The sequence below is a fragment of the Serratia sp. TSA_198.1 genome (genome assembly GCF_052686505.1).
This window is the reverse complement of the sequence record NZ_JBQZFP010000001.1, coordinates 411,078-435,845: the sequence shown is the minus strand read 5'-3', so window position 1 is coordinate 435,845 and position 24,768 is coordinate 411,078. Positions and strand designations below refer to the sequence as shown.

General features: G+C 53.0%; 20 protein-coding genes. 13 read left to right on the top strand and 7 right to left on the bottom strand.

Annotation, left to right across the window (positions count from 1 at the left end; all coding sequences use genetic code 11):
* Positions 1–178 precede the first annotated feature (178 nt).
* Complete coding sequence (gene yeaG / locus ACUTSW_RS02055) at positions 179–2,113, top strand: protein kinase YeaG (protein WP_006325823.1); 1,935 nt, start codon at positions 179–181, stop codon at positions 2,111–2,113.
* Positions 2,114–2,177: 64 nt separating this feature from the next.
* Positions 2,178–3,449 (top strand): YeaH/YhbH family protein, encoded by a 1,272-nt coding sequence (locus ACUTSW_RS02050; RefSeq protein ID WP_445583542.1) that lies wholly within the window; start codon positions 2,178–2,180, stop codon positions 3,447–3,449.
* Between the two features lie 28 nt (positions 3,450–3,477).
* Here ACUTSW_RS02050 and ACUTSW_RS02045 read toward each other — a convergent pair whose 3' ends face one another.
* Positions 3,478–3,909, bottom strand: coding sequence for a GNAT family N-acetyltransferase (locus tag ACUTSW_RS02045; RefSeq protein WP_445584436.1), 432 nt, complete (start codon positions 3,907–3,909; stop codon positions 3,478–3,480).
* Positions 3,910–4,518: 609 nt separating this feature from the next.
* Between ACUTSW_RS02045 and ACUTSW_RS02040 the strand changes: the two genes are divergently transcribed.
* Entirely contained in the window at positions 4,519–5,091 is a 573-nt protein-coding gene (locus ACUTSW_RS02040) for a type 1 glutamine amidotransferase family protein (protein WP_445583541.1), read from the top strand.
* 48 nt (positions 5,092–5,139) lie between these two features.
* On the opposite strand, the gene ACUTSW_RS02035 is transcribed toward ACUTSW_RS02040, so the two are convergent.
* Positions 5,140–5,829, bottom strand: a complete 690-nt coding sequence (locus ACUTSW_RS02035; RefSeq protein ID WP_445583540.1) for an alpha/beta hydrolase — start codon at positions 5,827–5,829, stop codon at positions 5,140–5,142.
* 548 nt (positions 5,830–6,377) lie between these two features.
* Entirely contained in the window at positions 6,378–6,536 is a 159-nt protein-coding gene (locus ACUTSW_RS02030; protein ID WP_004945416.1) for a YqaE/Pmp3 family membrane protein, read from the bottom strand.
* Positions 6,537–6,892: 356 nt separating this feature from the next.
* Between ACUTSW_RS02030 and ACUTSW_RS02025 the strand changes: the two genes are divergently transcribed.
* On the top strand, positions 6,893–7,069 hold the full coding sequence (locus tag ACUTSW_RS02025) for a GhoT/OrtT family toxin (protein WP_004945419.1): 177 nt from the start codon (positions 6,893–6,895) through the stop codon (positions 7,067–7,069).
* 50 nt (positions 7,070–7,119) lie between these two features.
* On the opposite strand, the gene ACUTSW_RS02020 is transcribed toward ACUTSW_RS02025, so the two are convergent.
* Entirely contained in the window at positions 7,120–9,237 is a 2,118-nt protein-coding gene (locus ACUTSW_RS02020; RefSeq protein ID WP_445583539.1) for a TonB-dependent siderophore receptor, read from the bottom strand.
* Between the two features lie 903 nt (positions 9,238–10,140).
* Between ACUTSW_RS02020 and ACUTSW_RS02015 the strand changes: the two genes are divergently transcribed.
* Positions 10,141–10,623 carry a hypothetical protein gene (locus ACUTSW_RS02015; RefSeq protein ID WP_445583538.1) on the top strand — a complete coding sequence of 161 codons (483 nt, stop codon included), beginning with the start codon at positions 10,141–10,143 and terminating at the stop codon, positions 10,621–10,623.
* A gap of 10 nt (positions 10,624–10,633) precedes the next feature.
* On the opposite strand, the gene ACUTSW_RS02010 is transcribed toward ACUTSW_RS02015, so the two are convergent.
* Positions 10,634–10,789, bottom strand: coding sequence for a hypothetical protein (locus ACUTSW_RS02010; protein WP_004945427.1), 156 nt, complete (start codon positions 10,787–10,789; stop codon positions 10,634–10,636).
* Positions 10,790–10,941: 152 nt separating this feature from the next.
* On the opposite strand from ACUTSW_RS02010, the gene ACUTSW_RS02005 reads away from it, so the two are divergent.
* From ACUTSW_RS02005 to ACUTSW_RS01980, 6 genes are all read left to right on the top strand, one after another.
* Positions 10,942–11,751 carry an ATP-binding cassette domain-containing protein gene (locus ACUTSW_RS02005; protein WP_445583537.1) on the top strand — a complete coding sequence of 270 codons (810 nt, stop codon included), beginning with the start codon at positions 10,942–10,944 and terminating at the stop codon, positions 11,749–11,751.
* Between the two features lie 3 nt (positions 11,752–11,754).
* The gene (locus ACUTSW_RS02000) at positions 11,755–12,537 is read left to right on the top strand and encodes an ABC transporter ATP-binding protein (RefSeq protein ID WP_445583536.1); all 783 of its coding nucleotides are present in this window, start codon (positions 11,755–11,757) and stop codon (positions 12,535–12,537) included.
* 24 nt (positions 12,538–12,561) lie between these two features.
* The gene (locus tag ACUTSW_RS01995; RefSeq protein WP_445583535.1) at positions 12,562–14,070 is read left to right on the top strand and encodes an ABC transporter substrate-binding protein; all 1,509 of its coding nucleotides are present in this window, start codon (positions 12,562–12,564) and stop codon (positions 14,068–14,070) included.
* A 23-nt stretch (positions 14,071–14,093) separates the two neighbouring features.
* Positions 14,094–15,797, top strand: coding sequence for an ABC transporter permease subunit (locus tag ACUTSW_RS01990; RefSeq protein ID WP_445583534.1), 1,704 nt, complete (start codon positions 14,094–14,096; stop codon positions 15,795–15,797).
* Between the two features lie 62 nt (positions 15,798–15,859).
* The gene (locus ACUTSW_RS01985; RefSeq protein ID WP_445583533.1) at positions 15,860–16,420 is read left to right on the top strand and encodes a 3'-5' exonuclease; all 561 of its coding nucleotides are present in this window, start codon (positions 15,860–15,862) and stop codon (positions 16,418–16,420) included.
* Positions 16,421–16,529: 109 nt separating this feature from the next.
* A complete protein-coding gene (locus ACUTSW_RS01980) occupies positions 16,530–17,723 on the top strand; it encodes a multidrug effflux MFS transporter (protein WP_445583532.1) in 1,194 nt (397 codons plus the stop codon).
* 3 nt (positions 17,724–17,726) lie between these two features.
* Here ACUTSW_RS01980 and dadX read toward each other — a convergent pair whose 3' ends face one another.
* Both dadX and ACUTSW_RS01970 read right to left on the bottom strand, forming a co-directional pair.
* Positions 17,727–18,800, bottom strand: coding sequence for a catabolic alanine racemase DadX (gene dadX, locus ACUTSW_RS01975; RefSeq protein ID WP_445583531.1), 1,074 nt, complete (start codon positions 18,798–18,800; stop codon positions 17,727–17,729).
* A gap of 72 nt (positions 18,801–18,872) precedes the next feature.
* On the bottom strand, positions 18,873–20,177 hold the full coding sequence (locus ACUTSW_RS01970) for a D-amino acid dehydrogenase (protein ID WP_063201182.1): 1,305 nt from the start codon (positions 20,175–20,177) through the stop codon (positions 18,873–18,875).
* A gap of 536 nt (positions 20,178–20,713) precedes the next feature.
* On the opposite strand from ACUTSW_RS01970, the gene ACUTSW_RS01965 reads away from it, so the two are divergent.
* Entirely contained in the window at positions 20,714–22,249 is a 1,536-nt protein-coding gene (locus ACUTSW_RS01965; RefSeq protein WP_004945446.1) for a SpoVR family protein, read from the top strand.
* Positions 22,250–22,518: 269 nt separating this feature from the next.
* Entirely contained in the window at positions 22,519–24,483 is a 1,965-nt protein-coding gene (locus tag ACUTSW_RS01960; protein WP_445583530.1) for an acyltransferase family protein, read from the top strand.
* The last annotated feature ends 285 nt before the right edge of the window (positions 24,484–24,768 follow it).

The following is a 24,768-nucleotide window of genomic DNA, read 5'->3' as shown; positions in this document are numbered from 1 at the left end:
CTTAATCAGAAGGCGAATTTATCCTGAGCCCAGTGGCAATACAACGCAACTCGCGATAATAAGCGTATCAAGTTGGCATACGGGTTGCTGTACTCAGGTAATAACTTCTTCTTTCGGGAGCCAAAACACTATCACCAGCTCCCTTTAACCTGTGCTAATAACGAAAAGGACGGGCATCATGAACATATTTGACCACTATCGCCAGCGCTATGAAGCTGCCAAGGACGAAGAGTTCACACTGCAGGAATTTCTTACCATTTGCCGGCAAGATCGCAGTGCGTATGCCAATGCGGCCGAACGTCTGCTAATGGCTATCGGTGAACCTGTTATGGTCGACACCGCGCTTGAGTCACGCATGTCACGCCTGTTCTCCAACCGCGTGATCGCACGCTATCCGGCTTTCGAAGAGTTCTACGGTATGGAAGAAGCTATAGAACAAATAGTTTCTTACCTGAAACACGCCGCGCAGGGGCTCGAAGAGAAGAAACAAATTCTTTACCTGTTGGGCCCGGTGGGCGGCGGGAAATCATCGCTGGCAGAACGTCTGAAAGCGCTGATGCAACGCGTGCCGATTTACACTTTGAGCGCCAACGGCGAACGCAGCCCGGTCAACGACCATCCGCTGTGCCTGTTTAATCCGCAGGAAGATGCCAATATTCTGGAAAAAGAATACAACATCCCGAACCGCTACCTCGGCACTATCATGTCGCCGTGGGCCGCAAAACGCCTGCATGAATTTGGTGGCGACATCACCAAATTCAAAGTAGTGAAAGTGCGCCCTTCCATTCTGGAACAGATAGCCATCGCCAAAACGGAACCCGGTGATGAGAATAACCAGGACATCTCTGCGTTGGTCGGTAAAGTGGACATCCGTAAACTGGAGAACCACGCCCAGAACGATCCGGATGCCTACGGTTATTCAGGCGCTCTGTGCCGTGCCAACCAAGGGATTATGGAGTTCGTAGAGATGTTCAAAGCGCCGATCAAGGTGCTGCACCCTCTGCTTACGGCTACCCAGGAAGGTAACTACAACGGTACCGAAGGCATCTCCGCCCTGCCGTTCAGCGGGATTATTCTGGCTCACTCCAACGAATCCGAGTGGGTGACTTTCCGTAACAACAAAAACAACGAGGCCTTCCTCGACCGCGTTTATATCGTCAAGGTGCCGTACTGCCTGCGGGTGTCGGAAGAGATGAAAATCTACGACAAGCTTCTTGATCACAGTGAACTGACCCATGCACCTTGCGCCCCCGGTACGCTGGAGACGCTGGCACGCTTTACCGTGCTCTCTCGCCTGAAAGAGCCGGAAAACTCGAGCATTTACTCGAAGATGCGCGTCTATGACGGTGAAAGCCTGAAGGACACCGATCCAAAAGCCAAGTCGTACCAGGAATACCGCGACTACGCAGGGGTCGATGAGGGCATGAATGGCCTGTCCACCCGTTTCGCGTTCAAAATCCTGTCGCGGGTATTCAACTTCGATCACGCCGAGGTAGCCGCCAACCCGGTGCACTTGTTCTACGTACTGGAACAGCAGATCGAGCGTGAACAGTTCCCGCAGGATCAGTCGGAAAAATATCTGGAACACCTGAAAGGCTATCTGATCCCGAAATACGCCGAATTCATCGGTAAAGAGATCCAGACCGCTTATTTGGAATCCTACTCGGAATACGGTCAAAACATTTTTGACCGCTACGTGACCTATGCAGACTTCTGGATCCAGGATCAAGAGTACCGTGATCCGGATACCGGCCAGCTGTTCGATCGCGAATCCCTGAACGCTGAACTGGAAAAAATCGAAAAACCGGCCGGCATCAGCAATCCGAAAGATTTCCGCAACGAAATAGTCAACTTCGTGCTGCGTGCCCGTGCTAATCATAGTGGCCGTAACCCTAACTGGACCAGTTATGAGAAGCTGCGTACCGTGATCGAGAAGAAAATGTTCTCGAACACCGAAGAGTTGCTGCCGGTGATTTCGTTTAACGCTAAAACCTCAACGGATGAGCAGAAGAAACATGACGACTTCGTCGACCGCATGATGGAAAAAGGCTACACCCGCAAACAGGTTCGCCTGCTGTGTGAATGGTATCTGCGGGTCAGAAAGTCTTCATAACAGCTAATGAGAATTAGCGTCATGGAGATGGCGTAGAAAGTTGGCAACGTCGTTTGGGGGAAGTATGGCGTATTTTATTGACCGACGGCTTAACGGCAAAAACAAGAGCATGGTGAACCGCCAGCGCTTCTTGCGCCGCTACAAGTCGCAAATCAAACAGTCGATTGCCGAAGCCATCAACAAGCGTTCGGTCACCGACGTGGACAGCGGGGAGTCGGTTTCAATCCCCAATGGCGATATCAACGAGCCTATGTTTCATCAAGGCCGCGGTGGCACTCGCCACCGCGTTCATCCCGGTAACGACCATTTTGTGCAGAATGACCGTGTCGAGCGCCCTCAGGGCGGCGGCAGCGGCGGGGGTGGCGGTCAGGGAAACGCCAGCCAGGATGGCGAAGGCGAGGATGAATTCGTCTTTCAGATATCCAAAGACGAATACCTTGATCTGCTGTTTGAAGATTTGGCGCTGCCGAACCTGAAAAAAAATCAGTATAAGCAGCTTACCGAGTACAAAACTCATCGGGCCGGCTACACCGCCAACGGCGTGCCGGCCAATATCAGTGTGGTGCGTTCGCTGCAAAACTCACTGGCGCGACGTACCGCTATGACTGCCGGAAAGCGGCGTGCCCTGCATGAGCTGGAAGGCGAGCTCACCCAGTTGGAAAACACCGAGCCGGTGCAATTGCTGGAAGAGGAGCGGCTGCGCAAAGAAATTGCCGAACTGCGCAAAAAAATCGAAAGCGTGCCCTTTATCGATACTTTTGATTTACGTTACAAAAACTATGAACGTCGTCCTGAACCTTCCAGCCAGGCGGTAATGTTTTGTCTGATGGACGTTTCCGGCTCCATGGATCAGGCAACCAAGGACATGGCTAAACGTTTCTATATCCTGCTCTATCTGTTCCTGAGCAGAACCTATAAAAACGTCGACGTGGTGTATATCCGCCACCACACCCAGGCGAAGGAAGTGGATGAACAGGAGTTCTTCTACTCGCAGGAAACCGGCGGCACTATCGTTTCCAGCGCGCTAAAACTGATGAATGAAGTGGTTGAAGATCGTTACGACCCGGCTCAATGGAACATTTATGCCGCACAAGCCTCGGATGGCGATAACTGGGCCGATGACTCACCGCTGTGCCACGAACTGTTGGCAAAAAAACTGCTGCCGATGGTGCGTTATTACAGCTACATTGAAATCACCCGCCGTGCCCACCAGACGCTGTGGCGTGAATATGAAGACCTGCAGGCCAAATTCGATAACTTTGCCATGCAGCATATCCGCGAGCCGGACGATATTTATCCGGTATTCCGCGAGCTTTTCCATAAGCAAACGGCATAATATTTATTAAAACAGCCAGTTAATCTTGTTAGCTGGCTGTTCCTTTTACAGGAAAAAAGAACACCCTCTCAGGATCGTTTTCATCCAGGTTTTCAATACAACCGCTCTCAGTAAAGCCGGCTTCCAGTAACAGCCTCTTCATGGGTAAATTCGAACCGTTAGTTGAGGTAAACAGCTTGGGCCGCTCGCAAAGCGATTTTAATTGTTCGAGTAACTTTCGCCCCACGCCTCTGCGTCGGAACCGCTCATCGACCATAAGAATGTCGATAAACCCATAACCGTAAAAGTGATAGTGCAGCACGCCATAAGCCACTATTTCACCAGCAAGCTCTGCAACATGGCAGACACCGGCCTCGCACCACTCACGGATCTCGGTGTGACGGTGCAGATCATGCGATGCAAGGGTATCAAAACCGATCAACACATTAATATCCTGCGTTGTCGCAAGGCGAAAAATCATTTTTCCCATCCTAGTCTTTCTTGCCATTAGCACAATCAGCGCTAAGGTAAATCCTAATTACGTTTTCTTTACGCGTTACTCATTGCCTGTATTAGGAATATTCCTATTTAATGGATTGCCAAATTGCAATCTTAGGTGAGAGCTATGGAACTACTTCCAATCGCAATCATCGTCGTTTTGATGGCAGTTGTCGTATTTTCCTTTGTCCTCTATTGGCGGCAAAGAAGAACAAGTACTTTCAACACCAAGCGGAAACGACGTTAGGACGACTATCCACAAGGACGTGGTCCAACAGTAACGCTTACAAGCCGCCCCACCACCGCGTAAAACCCTCTTTGAGGATATTCTGATACATACAACACCTTGAACCTTTCACTTGTCCATAAAGTTTACGTGGGTTAGTGTCACCTTCTGAAGGTTCACACCACCTCATAACCAGAATAAATCCAATAGCTAGCTATCATCCCTTAATCCCGCCGTCGTGCGGGATCTTTTTAACGCCAGGAAAAATCACCCCTGCCAGAAATTGACAGTAGCACCCATTAAACTTGGTATCCTGCGGCAAACAATTCCGCGGGCCATTTCAACCTCATAGGGAAATACACGCCAATGACACGTGCCATAACTGTTCTTACCGATAATTTTTCCGATTGGGAAACCGCTCTGATCAACTCCACTTGTCGAGGCTATTACGGTTTCGATACCCGTTTTGCTTCGCCCAAAGCCACCCCCATCGTTTCCTCTGGAGGGATGCTTGTTACCCCGCAGCTATCCATTGAAGCCATCAACCTCGACGAGGTAGACCTGTTGATCGTCTGCGGCGGCACGGCATGGCAAAGTGGACAGGCGCCAGACATCACCGCGTTGGTCGCCGAGGCTCACCGAAAAAACATCGTCGTCGCCGGTATTTGCGATGGAACTCGCGTATTGGCACAGTCGGGCGTGCTCGATAATCTCCGCCATACTTCCAATTCAGCGGAAAATCTGTCGCAACTGAACTATGCGGGAGCCGCGTACTATCAGGATGTGCCTTATGCCGTTGCCGATCAACGCGTCATCACCGCGCCCGGCACCGCGCCCGTCAGCTTTATGGCCGCGATCCTTGGCGTGCTTGGTTTTAACGACGAGAATCTTAAAGCCTATTTGGCGATGCATGCGGCCGAACACAGCAAACCGGTTTAAGCGGCCTGCGGCAAAAAACCGCTGTTGCAAGGCCTTGGTAAGGATATTTCATGAGGTGCTCGCCGCTTCATCAATCAAAGCGACCACTTCTTGTGGGTGCGAGGCAAGCGACGCATGGCTGGCATTCAACGTAATCACTTTTCTAGCGTTCAACCGGGCCGACATGCGCTGCTGATTCTCAGGCGAGATCATCCGGTCGTCGCTGGAAATTTGGTACCAGGAAGGTTTGTGCTTCCACGCAGGCTCATTGATAACGTTACCGAAGGTGCTTGCCAGCGGAGCCTTTTGCGTCACCGCCATCACCAGAGCCTCATCAGAGGAAAGATCCTGGCCGAAGCTTTCATGGAACTTGTCCGGTTTAATCCATAAATAACCGTCGCTGTCCGGCACCAGATTAGCCATAGCCTCCGGAGGATGTTCCTGCGTGATACCACCAGGGCTTTCCCCGGCATCCGGCGCAAAGGCGGCGATATACACCAGCCCGACCACGTTGGGTTGGTTACCCATTTCGGTAATAACCGCACCACCATACGAATGACCAACCAACAAAACCGGCCCTGCCTGCTGAGCCACCATTTTGCGCGTACGCTCGGCATCATCGGCCAACGATGTCAGCGGCATTTCTACGGCGTGTATCGAGTGATAACCTTTACGTGACAATTCGCTAATCACCTTACTCCAGTGCGCGGCCCCACCCCAAAATCCATGCACCAGGACTACTGTAGGTTTTGTATTCATACCTGATTCCTTCTTTAAGATGACGGCGTTACGCCGGCCCGCCTGTGCAAGGTCAAACGCCGTTTAGACCTATGATATATAGTTCACCCCAGCAGATTCCGGCAATAGCTACGAATAGTTAACGCGGCTGGCTGCACCTCCTCCTGACGTTCCATTCACCCCGCGTCATTTCCCAGATGTCTGATGACATGCCCACGCAGACACCTCCCATAACCAAACCTAAACGCAGTTGCAAATCAGCATGAAAACCACTTTAAAACTAGGATTTTTACCCATTAGGATATAAAATCCCATGTAAAAACAATGGGAAGTAAAAGTACCAAACATCAAAAGGGAATTTTCACGTGAAGGAAATGATCTCCATCCTTTTCATCGTAAGTCTGTTGGCGATGCTTTTTTCATGGTTGTTTGTCTACGGCCTCAACATTTATTAGACGGCGGAACGGCGTAAAAAAACCCCGGCATGCGAACGCATACCAGGGTTGAGAGTCTCGGACTACATGAACATGTCCCCCAGTGCAAAACGGCTGGGCCAGATGATGGCGCCACTACTGTTTAGTCTGGATCCAGAAGGCATGAATCAATCCAGGGAAATAGCCCAACACAGTCAGGATAATGTTGAGGATAAAAGCCCCGCCGATACCTTTATCAAGCAACACACCCAGCGGCGGTAGAATAATGGTAAATACGATTCGCCAAAAACTCATACTCTCTCCTCACTTTCTCCAGGGCCTACCAACATATTATATCTGCCAAAGGCTTTCAAATTATCCGATTAATTGGGCAACCGCGAGCAGTGGGGAATTATGTTCTTCCGCTTCGCCAATACGGCCGCCGAACAATTTCCCCCACCGAAGATTCCTGAGTTTCCCTCGCGGGTAAACCTATGTCCTGATTTATCCCATTATCGCCAACAGGAGCCGTCCCTTGCACGTCAGAGCCCAATAGCAGCATTAATAATGTGGTTATAAATAATAAACTAAATAAACAACTAATAAGCATTGATTATGTGGAATTAAGCCCCTAGAATTCGCGGCTTAAAAATACAACTGGGATAGGTTTCATGTCACCGCTGTGGGTTGCGACACAATATTTCTATTTAATAGGCCTTTTAGTTTCTATGGTTTTTACCTATTTAGTCAGCCGGGATACCATCAAAATTCGTTTTATCAGCGCGTTGACGATTGGTTTGACCTGGCCGCTAAGCCTGCCGGTGGTGTTGCTTTTCTCCCTGTTCTAGCAATGTAAAACCGCCCCGTCGGCAAAGCGACGGGGCGATACTGCCTTTCCTCAGAAATCGTACCCTAGGGTAGCCATCACAGAACGCTCCGCCCCCCAATAGCAATAGCCGGTGCCATAACAGGCCGCGACGTATTTCCTGTCGGTCAGATTATTGACGTTCAACTGAACGTAGGCGCCTTTCATTGATGGGTTCACGCTGCCCAAATTCATCCTCACTGAGGCATCCACCAGCGTCACCGAAGGAATGCGCAGCGTATTTTCATTGTCTGCCCACTGCTTGCCGATATAACGCACCCCAGCGCCAAGATCCACGCCGAATCCGGCCGCGTATTTACCCCACAGAGAAGCCATATGGTCAGGGGCCAGATACGGCGTATTGCCGTTGTTGCCATCGATCGCGTCTTTAAACTTCACCTTGTTGTAGCTGTAGCCGGCAATCAGATCGAAACGTTCGCTGATCTTGCTGCGCGCTTCCAGTTCAATCCCCTGCGAATGCACTTTGCCGGCCGGCAGATAATAACTTTGCTGCACCACCCGGTTGGCAACGTCTTTCTGCGTCAAATCGTACAATGCCACGCTGTAAATCGATGAGCTGCCTGGCGGCTGATATTTCAACCCCACCTCATACTGCTCACTGGTGCTCGGTTTCAGCATGTGTCCGTTTTGATCGGGCAGCGCCTCAGGCGTTACCGCCGTACTGTAGCTGGCGTAAGGTGAAAGACCGTTATCAAAGTGATACAACAAGGAGGCACGGCCGCTGAAATTATCATCGCTGCGCACATCGCTGGTGCCGGTATTGAGCGTCGTATTTTTAGACTCGATACGATCGAAGCGGCCGGACAGGTTCAGATACCAGTTCTGTAAGTTGATTTCATCCTGCAGATATACGCCGCTCTGCTCGTAGTGGCGCCTGGAGTCGGTATGCGTCAGGCCGGTTAACGCCGCCCCGCCGGACACACCGGTATAAGGATTCAGCTGCGATGCGCCGGCAGATTCTTCCCACAAATTATTGCGAAAGCGCTGGTAGTCCAGCCCCAGCATGACCTTATGATCCAGCGCCCCGGTGGTAAAGTCGGCTTCCAGTTGGTTATCGACGGCAAAGGCGTCCAGCGAAGTGGCAGAACCGCTGTAATAACGGTTCAGCAAACGGTGATCGTCATTCCAGCCAATCTGATACACCTGTTGCAACTCGACATTGGAATGGGTGTAACTGGCATTCTGACGGAAAGACCAGACGTCGTTAAAACTGTGGGAGAAAGCATAGCTGTAGATTTGCTCCCAGCGTTTGAACACATTCCGGCTGCTCTCACCGTCAAAGAATCCGCGCCCCAGTTTGTCGCCCGAGCTGGAATAGAGGCTGCCATCGGCCGGCACGGCACTGTGGTAACCGCCGGAAGGATCCTTCTGCAGGTAGGCTTTGAGCAACAGCGAGGTATTTTCATCCGGCTGCCACAGCAATGAGGGGGCGACGGCATAGCGTTCTTCACGCTGATGGTCGTACATGGTTTCGCTGCTGCGCGTCATGCCGGTCAGCCTGTAAGCCCACTGTTCAGACAGCGGTCCGGTCACATCGAAGGCGCCGCCCTGAGTACTATTGTTGCCTGCCATCAGGTTAACGTGCCCTTCCGTGGCGAACTGAGGCCGCTTGGATGTCAGCGCGACCAATCCACCCGGAATGCTTTGCCCATACATCACCGAAGAGGGTCCTTTGATGACGTCGACACGTTCCAGGAACCAGGGATCAACCTGCAAGGCGTTATAAGTGCCACCGTCACTCAACAGACGCAGGCCATCAAGGAAAGTGTTATTGACGTCACCGCCATGAAAACCGCGCAATGCAATGGTGTCATAGCGGGTGGCGCCACCGGAAAAATTGGTGAAGACGCCTGGAGCATATTTCAGCGTATCGTTAACCGTCTGGGCATTCTGATCGGTCATCTGCTGCCGAGTCACTACCGAGATCGACTGGGCCGTCAGGGCTAACGGTCTGTCCGTTTTCGTCGCCCCCTGGCTGGTCGTAGCCTGATAGCCCTGTGTCGCCGCCTCCGCCGTATCGGCAGATTTGGCAGTGACAACCAAAGTATCCTCAGCCATCGAGGTTAGTGGCAGGAACATGGCGAGCGCGCAGAACAGACGCGATCGTTTAACCGGAAAATGCATCGACATCTCTGTAACCCCTGGTAAATACTCAAAATCACGCCGAATAAGATTCTCTGTCAGCAGCGCTGGCTGACAACGTCTGCAGCGGATCTATCAGCGCACTGAATTCAATGAAAAGATAATATTAATGATAATTATTATCTTTATCGACAAAAAGTTTCAAGCATGGTGCCGTTTTTTATGAGCTGGAAAAGTGTTTCATCGTCACTGAAAAACCAAGGGTGAAAGCTGGGTTAGTAGCCTGAAATAAAAGAAGTAAAAAAAATGCCAGCGCGAGGCTGGCAACAAAGATTGGAAGCAATGTGAGCAATGTCGTGCCGGCTTGGGTGGCACATAAGGAGACAATCCTTCTACCCTTACCGACCATCAAATGATAACGACTATCATTATCTATTGTAAAGTGCTTTTTATCTACCCCTTTTTGTCAACGCACAAGGGGGGTTCATCGATGCTTTGTCCTGCCAAGCCAACGATATAAACCCAATATCGCAAAAAAAATGGCCGCCACCAGGGCATTGATTGAAAGCCATACCACTAATATGGGCACAACGGTCTGATAGATCGGAATCCCGCGTGCAGCAGCGAAGGGATTGAGATGCCAGGATCTAATAAGAAAAAAGGGGTTCAAGTTAAACCATTGGCAGAACAAGGCGATGAGCGTCGGCGGCAGGAAAAAGTAAAGTCCCAACGTGGCAACCAGTAAACATACCGTAGAGTGACCGTTTTTATAATTTTTCATATCAATGTATTGTCATTACTCTTTCGCTGAAAATACCCTGGACGTTACCGTTTGAACAGACCCAGCAGGCGCTGATTAGTTCCCGTTTAGGGGTAAAATAAAGCCCGTTTGGCGTTTAATTTTCATTTAGCTCTTCGGTGTTATAACGCTATCCAGCTCAGGAGGCCCCAATGATACCGGACTATTGCCCTATCTCGCCAAACAACCAAAAATTCAAAGTCATCTATGGTTGGTATATATATGCCGTCTATACACTGTTGATCTTTAATATCTACCTGGCCGTGTATAACGTCTGCGTCAGGTATCCTATTGAATCGCCAATGATCTCATGGTTTCACAGCCTGTTCATCGCTTTTATACTCTACCAATTGCTTAAAAAACGAACGCGTTTTGCCTGGTTAATGCTGGCCTATTTTATTCTGATGCGACTCTATTACGCCAACATATTGCATATCGAATTTAATTCCTGGAGCCGGGGATTGGTATTCGTGATCCTGACAGTGATGTTCACCGGTACGGTTGCTCTGGGACAACTCGCAACGCCGCCGTTGCGTCAGGATTGGCTGGCGCGATTAGGCTGGCGGCAATGGGCTACGTTAGCCTGCCTATCCGGGATACTGACGCCATTGATCACTACCGATTATCTGGGTTGACGACGGTCATTTATTTTGGAATATGCGGCTCGGAGATATCAACCATACGGCACAACTTGGTGTAGTTACTGGATTGCTCGCACAGTTTATCGGTGACGTAAACACCAAGGTAACCCAGTACCAGCACATAGGCGGCCATGCACAGAATAAAAATCAACGTTCTCACCGATAGAACCAACCTGACAACAATACCTTAAGCATCATACCTTGATTTCCCTGCTTTAGACTATTTCAAAGTATTTCAGAAATCTGCTGGTCATTTCACGCCAACAAATGTTATGTTATTACATATCATAATTGCTTTACACAGACACGCTAATGGAAAACCAAAGCCCGCCGTTACTCACCGTAGAACAGTTGACGCTGTCGATTAACGGGGAAATCAAAATCAGCGATCTGAACTTCACCCTACATGCCGGCGAACGGCTATGCCTGCTGGGCGCATCAGGCTCAGGCAAATCACTCACCGCCGCTGCCATTTTGGGCACGCTGCCGCATGGTGCCGAACTCAGCGGGTCGATACGACTATTGGGGCGAGAAATCAGCGGCCAACGTTTACAACAGCGCAAGTCACTCTCGCTGGCAGCCATTTTTCAAGATCCTTTTACCAGCCTCAACCCCCTGACCACCGTGGGTAAGCAATTGATCATGGCTCTGCGTGGCCGGAGCGGCATGAGCAAAGAACACACCCAACGCTGCGCCACAGAACTCTTGGCTGCGCTGGGCCTGCCGCCGGAGAGCATCATGATGCGCTACCCCGGGCAATTGTCCGGCGGCCAATGTCAGAGGATCTGTGCGGCTCTCGCACTGAGCGGCGAGAAAAGCCTGCTGATAGCGGATGAACCTACCACCGCACTGGACATGGTCAGCCAGCATCAGTTAATCGATATCCTGAAGCGCTACACCGAGCGCCCCGCCGCGCCCGCCCTGCTGTTTATCACCCACGACCTTGCCGTCGCCGCCAGCCTGTGCCAACGGGCCATCGTGCTGGCGAACGGCACGATAGCCGAGCACGGTTCTGTCGCGCAGCTGTTGCGCCACCCTGTACATCCATACACTCAGCGGCTGGTTGCCACGGTACTGCGCCCGGCATTCGGTCATGACTCCTCTATGAGTATGGCGGGATAACCAATGAGTCACCTACCGGTCAACGCCGCACTGCCTTTTATCAGCCTGCAGAATGTCTGTCGGCAATATGCGTCGGCGTCCGGTGGCCTTAGCCCTACCGATCTGAATCTGTATGCCGAAGAACGCATCGGGTTGGTTGGCTGCTCCGGCGCAGGCAAATCCACCTTGCTCAAGCTGCTGCTAGCGCTCGATGCGCCGGATTACGGCCATATCTTCTGCCAGGGTACCGCGATTCGCCCAGCGTCCGTTCGTCGGCTGCGTTGGTACCGACGCTTGGTGCAGTATGTCCCGCAAGACGCCCACGCCTCGCTCAATCCACGCCATACGGTCGCCGAACTGATTATCGCCCCGCTGCGCCAACTCGGTCTGCCGCAGGATCCGGGTATCACTGCAGAGCGTGCTCTGCGTCAGGTTGAACTGGATGAACACCTGCTGTACGCCAGACCGGGCCAGCTTTCCGGCGGGCAGGCACAAAGGGTGGCACTGGCACGCGCTATCGCGCTGCAACCTCGTTTTTTACTGGCCGATGAGCCGGTCAGCGGTCTGGACCAGCCCTTACGCCAGCAGATCATCAACCTGCTCGATCGTATTGCCCGTCAGCAACGGATGGGAATGCTGCTGGTCTCCCATGATATTTCATTGGTGGCCGCCTTGTGCCATCGCACGCTGGTGATGGATCACGGCGCCATCGTGGAAGATCGCCCAACCCACGATCTGTTGCAATCGCCCCGGCATGTCGCTACCCGCGCGTTGATCGCCGCAATCCCATCATTACCCCCCTTTTAGCCCTGAGACCTTGAGGAGTTCTGCATGTTGAATCCGCGTATTATTGGCCCGACCGGCTGCCTGCTAGCCGGCAGCTTGCTGCTTGGCGGTTGCTTTGAACCTGCAAAACCAAAAGAAAGTGCCGCCGAAGAAAAACGTATCCGGCTGGCCATGCTGCAGCCGCCCCGCTCCGGGTTAACGCCGTTGAGCGACGATGCCTTTAAACTCTCGCGCTGGAGCAATGCCGAAACCCTGGTGGTGCTGAACGCCAATGGCGATGCCGAGCCGGCACTGGCGACTGAATGGCAGCAAATCGATGAACGCCGCTGGCGCTTTGTGCTGCGTCAAGGTGTCAGTTTCCACGACGGCAGCGTAATGACGGCGCAAAGCGTAGTGCGTTCACTTTCAGCGGCGATAAATGCCGCGCCGAAACCACGTATTCTGGACGGCGTTGAGCTGTCGATCACCGCCGAAGGCGATAATGCCGTGCTGATCTCTACAGCCCGCCCCGACCCTTTAATTCCGCAACGGCTGTCCAGCCCGCAACTGGCGATCCTCGCTGAACGGGCCTACACCGCCAACGGCGTGGTCAATCCGCTGCAGGCCGGAACCGGCGCTTTCGTGTTAACAGAAATCAACGGCACCAGCAGCGCACGGCTAAATCGTTTTGACGGTTACTGGGGCGAGAAAGCCGCCGCACCGGGGATCGACGTCAGTTTTGTGCCGGACAGCAATGCGCGTGCCGCCGCCCTGAGAACCGGCAGCGCCGATCTGGTTGAGGCTCTGCCGGTATCGCAGTTGCCGCTCATTGAAGCGGGGCTGATCCACGAAGTCCCGATGCCGCGCACCAATACGCTGTATCTGAACACTCGTGTCGGCGCTTTCCGCGATCCTGCGGTGCGCGCAGCGGCGGCGGCAGCGGTTCAACGTCAACAGTTAGTGGACAACGTCTACGAAGGTCGTGCCGATCTTGCCACCGGGCTGCTTGGCCCCGCATTACCTTGGGCCGCCTCATTACGGCAACCGCAACCGGCTATCCCGCCGGCGGCGGTGAAAGTCAAAACCATTACCCTGGCGACCTTCAGCGATCGGGCAGAGCTGCCCGAAGTCGCGGTTTATCTGGCGCAACAGCTCAGCGCAGCCGGTTTTACAGTAAAGCAGGAGGTGCGGGAATACGCCCACATTGAAGCCGATGCGTTGGCGGGCAAATTCGATGCGTTTATTTTGTCGCGCGCCACAGTGTTGGATTCCGGCGATCCGGTAGCCTACATGTACAGTGATTTTGCCTGCCGGGGATCGTTCAATATCGCTCAACTCTGTGACCCCGCGGTGGACAAAGCCTTAACCCACGCGGCGACCATCCCGGCCGGCGCGCAAAGACGCCAGGCGATTATCGAGGCGGAGAGACTCATCCTCGCCACGCATGCGGCTATCCCCTTGTTGCATGAAAGAGTTATCCAGGGTGAAGCCGCCACCATGCAGCACGCAGAACGCGATCCGCGTGAACGTCGGCTGGTGACACCGCGCAGCGTTATTTCCACCGGGCAGCCCTGATCGTGATAAAGCGCTCGATAAAGATGTTGTTGCCACTCGCCTCACGCCTGCTTGCCCTGCTGGCAATGATTTTGCTCATTGGTCTGATGCCTTGGATTTCCGGCCGCGATCCCGCGCTCAGCCTGCTGCGGGCTCGCTCAAGCGAGCAAGAGGCGACACCGGAAGCCCTGAATGCCATTCGCCAACGATTCGGTTTGGATGACGGGCCGCTGGTGCTGCTTGGCCGGTGGTTTTCCGGGTTGTTGCGGGGGGATGCCGGTAACTCCTGGATCTCGGGTCAGCCCGTGCTGGAAGGCATGCTGCAGGCCGCCGGAGTGTCTTTGATCCTGATGGCCTGCGCGCTCACGGTGGCGCTGTCGGTAGCACTGTTGTTGGCGTTGCCAACCCTGTGGCATGGCATGCGCGGCGACAGTCAGCGCCCTGCTGGCGTTCTGGCCGTAGCGCTGACCTCCCTGCCGGAATTTTTGCTGGCGGCGCTGTTGCTGATTGTCGGCGCCGTCTGGCTGCGCTGGTTCCCGCCCTACGGCTGGCAAAGCCTCCAACACGCCGTTCTGCCCGCGCTGGCGCTGGGCCTGCCCGCTGGAGGATTGTTGGGCCTGTTGTTCAGCGACGGGCTGGCCGCAACCTTTTCTGAACGCTGGTTGATCACCTGGAGTCTTGCCGGTATCTCCCGGAGGCAACGTCTCTTGGCGGTATTGCGCCGCACGTTGCCCGCCCTGTTGCCACAGATTGGTCTGGTGCTGGTAGGGCTTACCGGCGGCGCCATTGCCGTCGAGAAGGTGTTCGCCATTCCCGGTCTTGGTCGGGCGACCTTAGGCGCTGCCATCGCACAGGATCTGCCTGCGCTGCAGTGCGGTATCCTCATTCTGCTGATGATCGCCTTCAGCGCCGGTTTCCTGGCGCAGGGAGCGCATTATCTGCTGCTGGGCCGCATCGCCGCGTCCCTGCCTAATGCGCCGCAACCCCAGCACAGCGCCAAAGGCAGTTATCTTGTCGCCGCAATCGCCGCGCTATTGCTGTGCCTGCTGGTGCTGAGCGGGATCATCCGCGATCCATTCGCGTCCCTGCATATGCGCCTGCAACCGCCCGGCCTGGCATTACCCTTTGGCGCCGACGCCACCGGCAGGGACATTCTGGCGCGGGTCGCCCACGGCGCGGTGAATACCAGCCTGCTGGCGCTGGGCGTCAGCTTCGCTTCACTGATCCTCGGAATGCTATTTGGGTTGATGCCGCGCCTGATGTGCGGGGTGATTGAACTGGCCAACGCCACGCCCCCTATCATGGCAGGCCTGTTGGTCATCGCCATTACAGGTCCTTCAGCCTATGGCGCCGCGTGCGCGGTGATGTTGGTCAGTTGGGCGCCGTTGGCGGCACACTGTGCCTCGTTATTGACGGAGGCGCGTACGCAGCCCTATATCCGCATGCTCCCCGTATTGGGGATAGGCCGCCTGCATACGCTGACGCACTACCTGCTGCCGGCGTTAGTCGGGCCGTTGCTTCGTCACGCCATGCTTCGCTTGCCGGGTATTGCGCTGGCGCTGGCCGCGCTGGGTTTCCTCGGCCTGGGGCCTCAGCCGCCGGGTGCAGAATGGGGGCTGGTGCTGGCCGAAGCCATGCCTTATATCGAACGAGCGCCCTGGGGCGTTGTAACCCCGGTGGCCGCCCTGGTGTTACTGGCAGTGTTGGCGGTAACGCTGGCTAATGCCGCAGGCCAGCGCCGTGGCTGACTGCGCATCCTCGCCCGGTTTGTAGTAACATACTACGATGACTCAGCCTGCGGAGATCGCCAATGCACCATCTGATGCTAGACATTGAAACTCTGGACATAAAACCCAGCGCAGTGATCCTGGTGGTTGCCGCCGTATTTTTTGATCCCAAGACCGGCCAGCTCGGCGCGGAATTTGAAAACGCCGTCAGCAGCCAAAAAGATCAGCCGGGCAGAACCATCAGCCTGGATACCGTGGCCTGGTGGGCAAAGCAGTCTGACGAAGCGCGCAAGCTTGCCTTTGCCGGAACCGAAAGCCTAAAGCGCGTACTGACCAGCCTGAGCCGTTTTATCCATATGAACAGCACAGACAGAGTGAAGGTCTGGGGGAATGGCAAGGAATTCGATTGCGCGATCCTCGAGCATGCTTTCCAGCAGTTGGAAATGCCCTGCCCATGGAAGTTTTGGGACACGCAGGATGTGCGTACGGTGATCACCCTGGCCGAACTGCACGGCTTCAACCCGAAGAAAGAACGCCCTTTCGAAGGCACACCGCATCGGGCGCTGGACGACGCCAAACACCAGGCGCGTTACGTGGCGGATACGGTTTCCGCACTTTATTATCACCAAGCCTCTGCCGTGTAATGGGGGTCGGCAAAATTAGCCCGTCGAACGCTTGTGCTTTGCCTCTTTCTATTTGACGCCAGAATCTCTACTCTACCTCTCTTTGTCACTAGGACGTGCTGTTTTTGTTATGCAAAAATTTCTGTTTCTGCTTCTTAGCCTGGTGCTGCTCGGCCCGCTGGGCATCGATCTCTATCTGCCGACCATTCCCGCTATCGCACTTGGCCTTAACAGCAGCGAAGCGCTGATTCAGTCCACCATTTCACTGTTCATTCTGGTGTTGGGCCTGGGGCAGGTTATCGCCGGCCCGCTGGTGGATAACTACGGCCGCAAGCCGGTCGCATTGGCCGGCGTCGTTATCTACATGATCGGCGCGGCAATGGCGGCATTGGCGACCACGCCAACGGTGTTTGTTGCCTCACGCCTACTGCAGGGCGTAGCGGTGTGCTGTACGGCGGTAGTGGCGTTCAGCGGCGTACGTGACCGACTGAACGGCGACGACGCTGCACGTGCCTACGGTTTTCTCAACGGCACGCTGAATATTATCCCTGCGCTGGCGCCGCTGCTCGGCGGGTTGCTGGCGGAAGCTTTCGGCTGGCGCGCCCCGTTCTGGTTCCTGGTTTGCTATGCCCTTGCGGTGCTGGTGCTGATCGCCCTGCGCCTGCCGGAAACCCGGCCGGCGGATACCGTTCGGGTCAAAGGATTGCCGATGCGGCAATATGCACGCATCCTCAGCGATCGTAACTTCCTGTCCTTCGCCGTGGTGAACTCAGGGGCAATGGGAATGGCGTTAACCTATGTTTCGCTGGCGCCGAACGTGCTGATGGGCACCGCTGGGCTGACGCCTCTGCAGTTCTCGCTGGTATTTGGCGCCAACGGTTTTTGGATCATGCTGGTGAGCTTTTTCGCCAACCGCATTATTCACAAAGTCGGCCGGCCGATTTGCCTGGCGACCGGCGGAGTATTGATGGGAATCGGCTGCATTGGGCTGTTACTGGGCGTTAGCCTGCTTTCCGGCGCGGCGCAAACCCACTGGCTGGCGTATATGCTCCCGGTCGCCTTCGCCTGTGCGGGCCTGGCGTTTGTGATGGGCCCGGCAACCAGCTACGCGCTGGAGCCGTACTCCAATGAAGCCGGCGTCGCTTCGGCGTTGGTGGGCTTTGTGCAGATGGCCGGCGGCGCAGCGCTGGGCCTGTTGGCAATGGCAATGCCGTTGCCACCGAAGCTGTCGCTGGCGTTGGTCATGCTGGCGGGCTGCTTGCTGGCGCTGCACGCACGGCAGCGCAGCAAGCAAATTAAAAGTCAGTTGAAGAAAATTGCCTGAGGTTTACGCCTCGACGGTGACTGGCACTCTCGCGGCCAGCGCCGTCAGCAACTCATAACCCAACGTGCCTGCCGCTGCGGCGACATCGTCAACCGGCAGGCGCCGCCCCCACAATTCCACTTCCGCACCAATGTCAGCGCCTGGACAGGGCGTCAGATCAACCGCCAGCATATCCATGGAGACCGTGCCCACCGTATGCGTCAACACGCCATCTACCCAAACCGGCGTGCCGCTCGGCGCATGGCGAGGATAACCGTCCGCATAACCGCAGGCCACTACGCCGATACGCTGCGCAGCCTTGGCGCTGTAACGCCAGCCATAACCGACACGATCACCACTTTTCAGCGTCTGAACGCCAATGATTTCGCTACTTAACGTCATGGTAGCCTGCAAGCCGCTGTCGGCGATATCGCGCCACTGGCCGCTTGGCGATGCGCCATACAGCACTATGCCTGGCCGTACCCAACTGCCGTGGGTTTGCGGATGCCACAACGTAGCGGCGGAATTCGCCAGGCAGCGCGGCAAAGGGATTCCAGCCGCCGCCCCCTCAATGACAGTCATTTGCTCTGCCACGCCCTGTGGGCCGTCGGCGGTGGCAAAGTGGCTCATCAGCGTCAGGCTGGCGATATTACCCATTTCCCGCGCTTGCAACCAAACGCTGTGCAAACGATCCGGGGAAAAGCCCAGTCGATTCATCCCGCTGTTCACTTTCAGATAAACATCCAGCGGCGCGGACAGTTTGGCTGCCGCTATCGCTGCCAGTTGCCAGTCGCTGTGTACCGAGGTAGTTAAACGATAGCGGTCGAGCAGCAGCAAATCTTGTGGCTTGAAAAAACCTTCCAGCAGCAGAATCGGCCCTTGCCAACCGGACTCTCGCAGTAAAATGGCCTCGGCGAGATCCAGCAAGGCGAAACCGTCGGTTTGCCCCAGGCTACGCCAGACATGTTTGATTCCGTGGCCATAAGCATTGGCTTTTACTACCGACCAAATTTTGGCGCTGGGGGCGAAACGACGAATCACCTGCAGGTTATTTTCAAAAGCGGAAAGATGCAGCGTGGCGGTAATCGGGCGAGGCATGGATTCTCCTGCGGACTGGCGGTTGAAGTCACGGGCCAGCGCCCGTGACTTCAGCATTATAAATTAAGAGGATTAACGCGCTGGATGCACATCGTTCAAGGGTGTGGGGTGCTCGTTGCGAAAGTCGGCGCTGTATCGCGCCACCGCCAGATCGTCTGAAGGGATAGCCGGCGTGATTCCGGAAATCAGATCGGAAAGCAATTGCCCGGAGCCGCACGCCATGGTCCAGCCCAAAGTACCGTGCCCGGTATTGAGGAACAGGTTTTTCAGCGAAGTCTTGCCAACAATCGGCGTGCCGTCCGGCGTCATCGGACGCAGACCGGTCCAGAAAGTCGCCTCTTCAATCCGCCCGCCGTTAGGGTAGAGATCACGTACCACCATTTCCAGCGTTTCCCGGCGTTTCGGCTCCAACTGGGTATTAAAACCGACAATTTCCGCCATACCACCGACGCGAATGCGTTTGTCGAAACGGGTAATGGCGATTTTGTAGGTTTCATCCAGAACGGTCGAGAACGGCGCCGCAGCTTCATCCGTAATAGGAATGGTCAGTGAATAGCCTTTCAACGGATAAACCGGGATCGAGACCAGATCGCGCAACAGTGCGGTGGAGTAAGAGCCGAAAGCCACGACGTAGCTGTCAGCCTTGAACACTTCTGCGCCACACTGCACACCGCTGATCTGATCGCCGTCGACCAGCAGACGATCAACACTGCGGTTATACAAGAAGGTGACGCCCGCCTGCTGCGCCAGCTTGGCCAGTTGCTGAGTAAACAGTTGGCAGTCACCGGTTTCATCATTGGGCAATTGCAGACCGCCGGTCAGCTTGTGCGCGACCTGCGCCAGTGCAGGTTCAACCGTCGCCAGTTGGTGGGCTTCCAGCAGTTTATAGGGCACGCCCGCCTCCTCCAGCACGGCAATGTCTTTCGCCGCACTTTCGAACTGCTGCGGGGTGCGAAACAGCTGCAGCGTGCCACCCTGACGCCCTTCATACTGGATGCCGGTATCCTGACGCAGCGCCTTGATGCAGTCACGGCTGTATTCCGCCAGCCGCACCATGCGCCCTTTATTGGTCATGTAGTGTGAGGTATCGCAGTTTTTCAGCATTTGCCACATCCAGCTCAACTGGAAACTGCTGCCATCCAGGCGCACCGCCAACGGCGCATGGCGTTGGAACATCCATTTGATGGCTTTCAACGGCACACCCGGCGCAGCCCACGGAGCCGCATAGCCCGGCGAGATTTGGCCGGCATTCGCCGCGCTGGTTTCCATTGCCGGGCCAGGCTGGCGATCGATTACCGTCACCTCGTGACCGGCCTTCGCCAAATACCAGGCGCTGGCAACGCCCACCACCCCACTACCTAAAATTACCACTCGCATCGCTGACTCCAGCTCAAGGCTTCACAAAGCATAATCTTCTGCTCACAGGAAATTAACTCAGTGGAAAAATCCGTCCAACATCTTCGTCATCAAACGTGACAACATTCACAATTAATTTATCGTTCATGGCCGCGCCTTTTGCAATACCTACCTATAAATAGCGATAAGATGTCGTCCAAGGCCAGTTTTAGAGGGCAACAGCCGCTGATATGCTATCAATGCTAGCGTTGATAGCATCAAAAAAAACCGGGATGCGCAACAAGCTTTTAACAGAATATAAAAACGAAACACGCGCATTTAAACAGAATAAAAAACCAATAAAGCATCCTTTTATCGCCATAACCTTTTACCGATGGTCGAGTCTGCCATAGCAGAAAAAACTCAGGGCAAAATCCCCCCGGCTCCCCGTTGTGGAGAGGTTGCAGGCAGATCGTTGAATTTTTACGCTTTATATCATTATTCCCTATGCGCAGTTTGAGCTACGATTGATACAGGGTCTGCCGTTCGAGCAAGGTCCGTAATAAGAGGGTGCGCTGATGACTACTTCAACACATGATAAGGTCAAGGAAGATAAGCGTCTGAGCGATGGACCGGACTGGACGTTCGAGTTGCTGCAGGTGTATCTGGAGCACATCGATCGCGTAGCCAAACATTACAAGCTCGACACCTACCCGCATCAGATCGAGGTTATCACCTCAGAACAGATGATGGACGCCTATTCGAGCGTGGGCATGCCGATTAACTATACCCATTGGTCATTCGGTAAAAAATTCATTGAAACCGAGCAGCGCTATAAGCATGGGCAACAGGGCCTGGCGTATGAAATCGTTATCAACTCCAACCCCTGCATCGCCTATCTGATGGAAGAAAATACCATCACCATGCAGGCCCTGGTGATGGCGCATGCCTGCTATGGGCACAACTCCTTTTTCAAAAATAATTACCTGTTCCGCAGTTGGACCGATGCCAGTTCGATCGTCGACTACCTGCTGTTCGCCCGCCATTACATCAGCCAATGCGAAGAGCGTTACGGCGTTGAGGAAGTAGAAAAACTGCTCGACTCCTGCCATGCGCTGATGAACTACGGCGTGGATCGTTACAAACGACCGCAGAAAATTTCGCTGATAGAAGAAAAAGCGCGACAGAAAAGCCGTGAGGAGTACCTGCAAAGCCAGGTAAATACGCTGTGGAAAACCCTGCCGCGGGTCGAACGCGAAGAGGCGCCTGAACAGGCACGCCGTTATCCGAGCGAACCTCAGGAAAATATTCTCTACTTTATGGAAAAAAATGCGCCACTGCTTGAGCCTTGGCAGCGTGAGGTTCTGCGTATCGTACGCAAAGTGAGCCAGTATTTTTATCCGCAGAAACAAACCCAGGTGATGAACGAAGGCTGGGCGACATTCTGGCACTATACCATTCTTAATCACCTGTACGACGAAGGCCGGGTCACCGAGCGTTTCATGCTGGAATTCCTGCACAGCCATACTAACGTGGTGTACCAGCCACCGTACAACAGCCCGTACTACAACGGCATCAACCCTTATGCGTTGGGCTTTGCCATGTTCCAGGACATCAAGCGCATTTGCCAATCGCCGACGGAAGAAGATCGTTACTGGTTCCCGGATATCGCCGGTAAAGACTGGCTGGAGACCTTGCATTTCGCCATGCGCGACTTCAAGGATGAGAGCTTTATCAGCCAGTTCCTGTCACCCAAGATCATGCGTGATTTTCGGCTGTTCACCGTGCTGGATGACGACCGCAATAACTATCTGGAAATTGCGGCTATTCATAATGAAGCCGGTTACCGGGCGATTCGCCAAGAGCTGTCTGCGCAATATAACCTGAGCAACCATGAACCTAACATTCAGATTTGGAATGTGGATTTACGCGGAGATCGTTCGTTGACGCTGCGCTACATCCCGCAAGATCGCGCGCCGCTGGACAAGAGCCGTCGCGAAGTGATGAAACATCTGCATCGCCTGTGGGGCTTCGACATTATTCTGGAACAGCAGAACGAAGACGGCAGCGTCGAGTTGTTGGATCGTTGCCCGCCACGCCCGGCGCCACTGTGATTAGATATGCTACGGGTCGGCCACTTCGTGATTGCGAGGTGGCCAACACTTTCACGCAACCTCTTATCAAAGACACTATGCATTGAAACTAATTACTCGTAACTTTCGATAAATAAATTTGCATGGTGAGGGAAAAATCCTAAAGCATCACTGAAAAGTGTTTTTTCTTTACAAACCCAACATGCCCTTGCACTATCCTTGCGTCCTCATTACAAGTAGCACTTACATTGTAATATTTTTATAAATCCTGTGGTTATCTAGGTGACTCAATGGAAAACGTAGTAAAAGAAACGGTTAAGAGCTATAGACGAGATATCGATGGCTTACGTGCCGTAGCGATACTGTTGGTAGTTCTTTATCACTCTGGCGTCAGTTTTTTGAGTGGTGGTTTTATCGGGGTAGACGTTTTTTTTGTCATCTCTGGTTTTTTGATTGGCGGTATCATTTATACTGAACTGAATAATAAAAACTTCTCCTACAGTCGCTTCTATGTCCGAAGAATAAAGCGAATTGCGCCAGCACTATTGGTCATGCTGTTTTTTTGCTCGGCATTCGCTTTCTTTTATCTATCACCTCTTGAGCTTAAAGATTTTAGCCTATTCTCTGGCTCAACGATATTATCAGTGCCCAACATTATGCTCTGGCACAAGACCAACTATTTTTCACCTAATGCCGAGCTAAACCCACTATTAATGACCTGGTCTCTGGGGGTTGAAGAGCAATTCTATATTTTCCTACCAATTATTCTATCGGTAATCATCAGGTTTAATAAAAGAGCCGTAGCCTCCATAGCAGTAATATCTATTGTATCATTTGTTGCTTGCGTTATCCTGACCAAAACAAACCCACTATTCTCCTTCTTTATGTTACCTACTCGAGCCTGGGAACTTGGAATTGGTGTTATGCTATCCATAATGCATAAAGAAGGAAGATTCAACAGCTTATCCATTTTAAAAAAAGAATTTCTACTAATTATTGGATTATCATTAATTTTATTTTCCGCTGTCGCCTTCAATAAAAACACGATGTTCCCTGGCTATGCCGCTCTATTGCCCGTTCTGGGGTCTGCGATGATCATCCTTGGAAATGGACGAATCAGCGCACTTTTACTGGGCAATCGATTTATGGTATTCATCGGCTTGGTATCTTACTCTTGGTACCTGTGGCACTGGCCATTATTGTCTTTCGCACGTTTAGGCATAAATGGCCAACTACCGATGCACAGTGGAATTATAATTTCAGGCATAGCACTTTTCATTGCGTACCTGTCCTATTTATTTGTCGAAACGCCGTTCCGTAAGGGATTTAAGTTTTCAAATAACAAAATAATTTTCGGATATGTCGCAGCATCACTTATTTTGCTTTCACCTACTTTTGCCGCTTACCTGTTACAAGGTATTCCTCAGCGCGTGAACCCTGCCGTAGCACAGGCAGAAATTGATAAGTTGGATCGCATTGCCGATCGCTGCCTGGTAGGTTACGGCTCGACGTCTTATTCCAAGGATAAATCCTGTGTGCCAAACACCGGGCAAGATGCCGTTGCATTGGTTGGTGACAGTCACGCTGCAGCGCTGCGTGGGGGGGTTGACCAATATGCCAAGAAATCTAATATGGCCGTTTACCAATTAACTAAAGCATCATGCCCCATGTTACTTGGCGCCACAAAAGCAATGGGTGATTACCCTTCTCACGCAGCAGAATGTGAGTCCTACAATAGTAAGGTATTAGCACTTATTACTCGCAATGAGAAAATTAAAACCGTTGTTATCTCCGCATTCTGGGATTCTGGTGTTAATGACAAAAACGGGGACTATACAGCAATCAACTCCACGCAGAGCGGAATTGTCGCACTGACCACAGGGTTGAACAATGTTATCCAAAGACTGAATGACTCAGGTAAAAAGGTCATATTGGTTAAAGATGTTCCTTTCTTGAAATTCAACGTTGTCAGGGCGATAGACAATCAGCAAATCCCCTTACGCCGTACCATCAATGAGCTGATCCAACCGGTTTCATTGAATAGTGAATCAACAACTGACTATCGTCTACCGCAGGAGAAAGTCAACGCACTGCTAGCATCAGTAGCAAATGACCACAGTATTGAGATATTTAATCCGGTACAGAATTTATGTGATGTTACGGGATGCAAATTTAAAAGCAACAATCGACCACTTTACTATGACAATCAACATCTGACTTATTTAGGAAGCGCATACGCTTTACACGGTTTGTAGATAACAATTGCACTAACGCCCGATATACCCATCGGGCTTTTTTTTTAATATCTACGTGAATACTGCATCCCGTCATTCTGAATGTAGGAAAACCATCTTGAATTAATTTATCAAGCCATTTCTTCAATGAAACATACTCAACGGAATATCCGGTGCTATATAAATATCATGGAGTAACCCGTTCGAGGACGAACAGGTATGACGATTATCAGAATGCGCTGATAAAAAGCTGACAAGATACTGAAGACAGAGTTTTACTCAACGTCCGACATCGAACAGACGCGA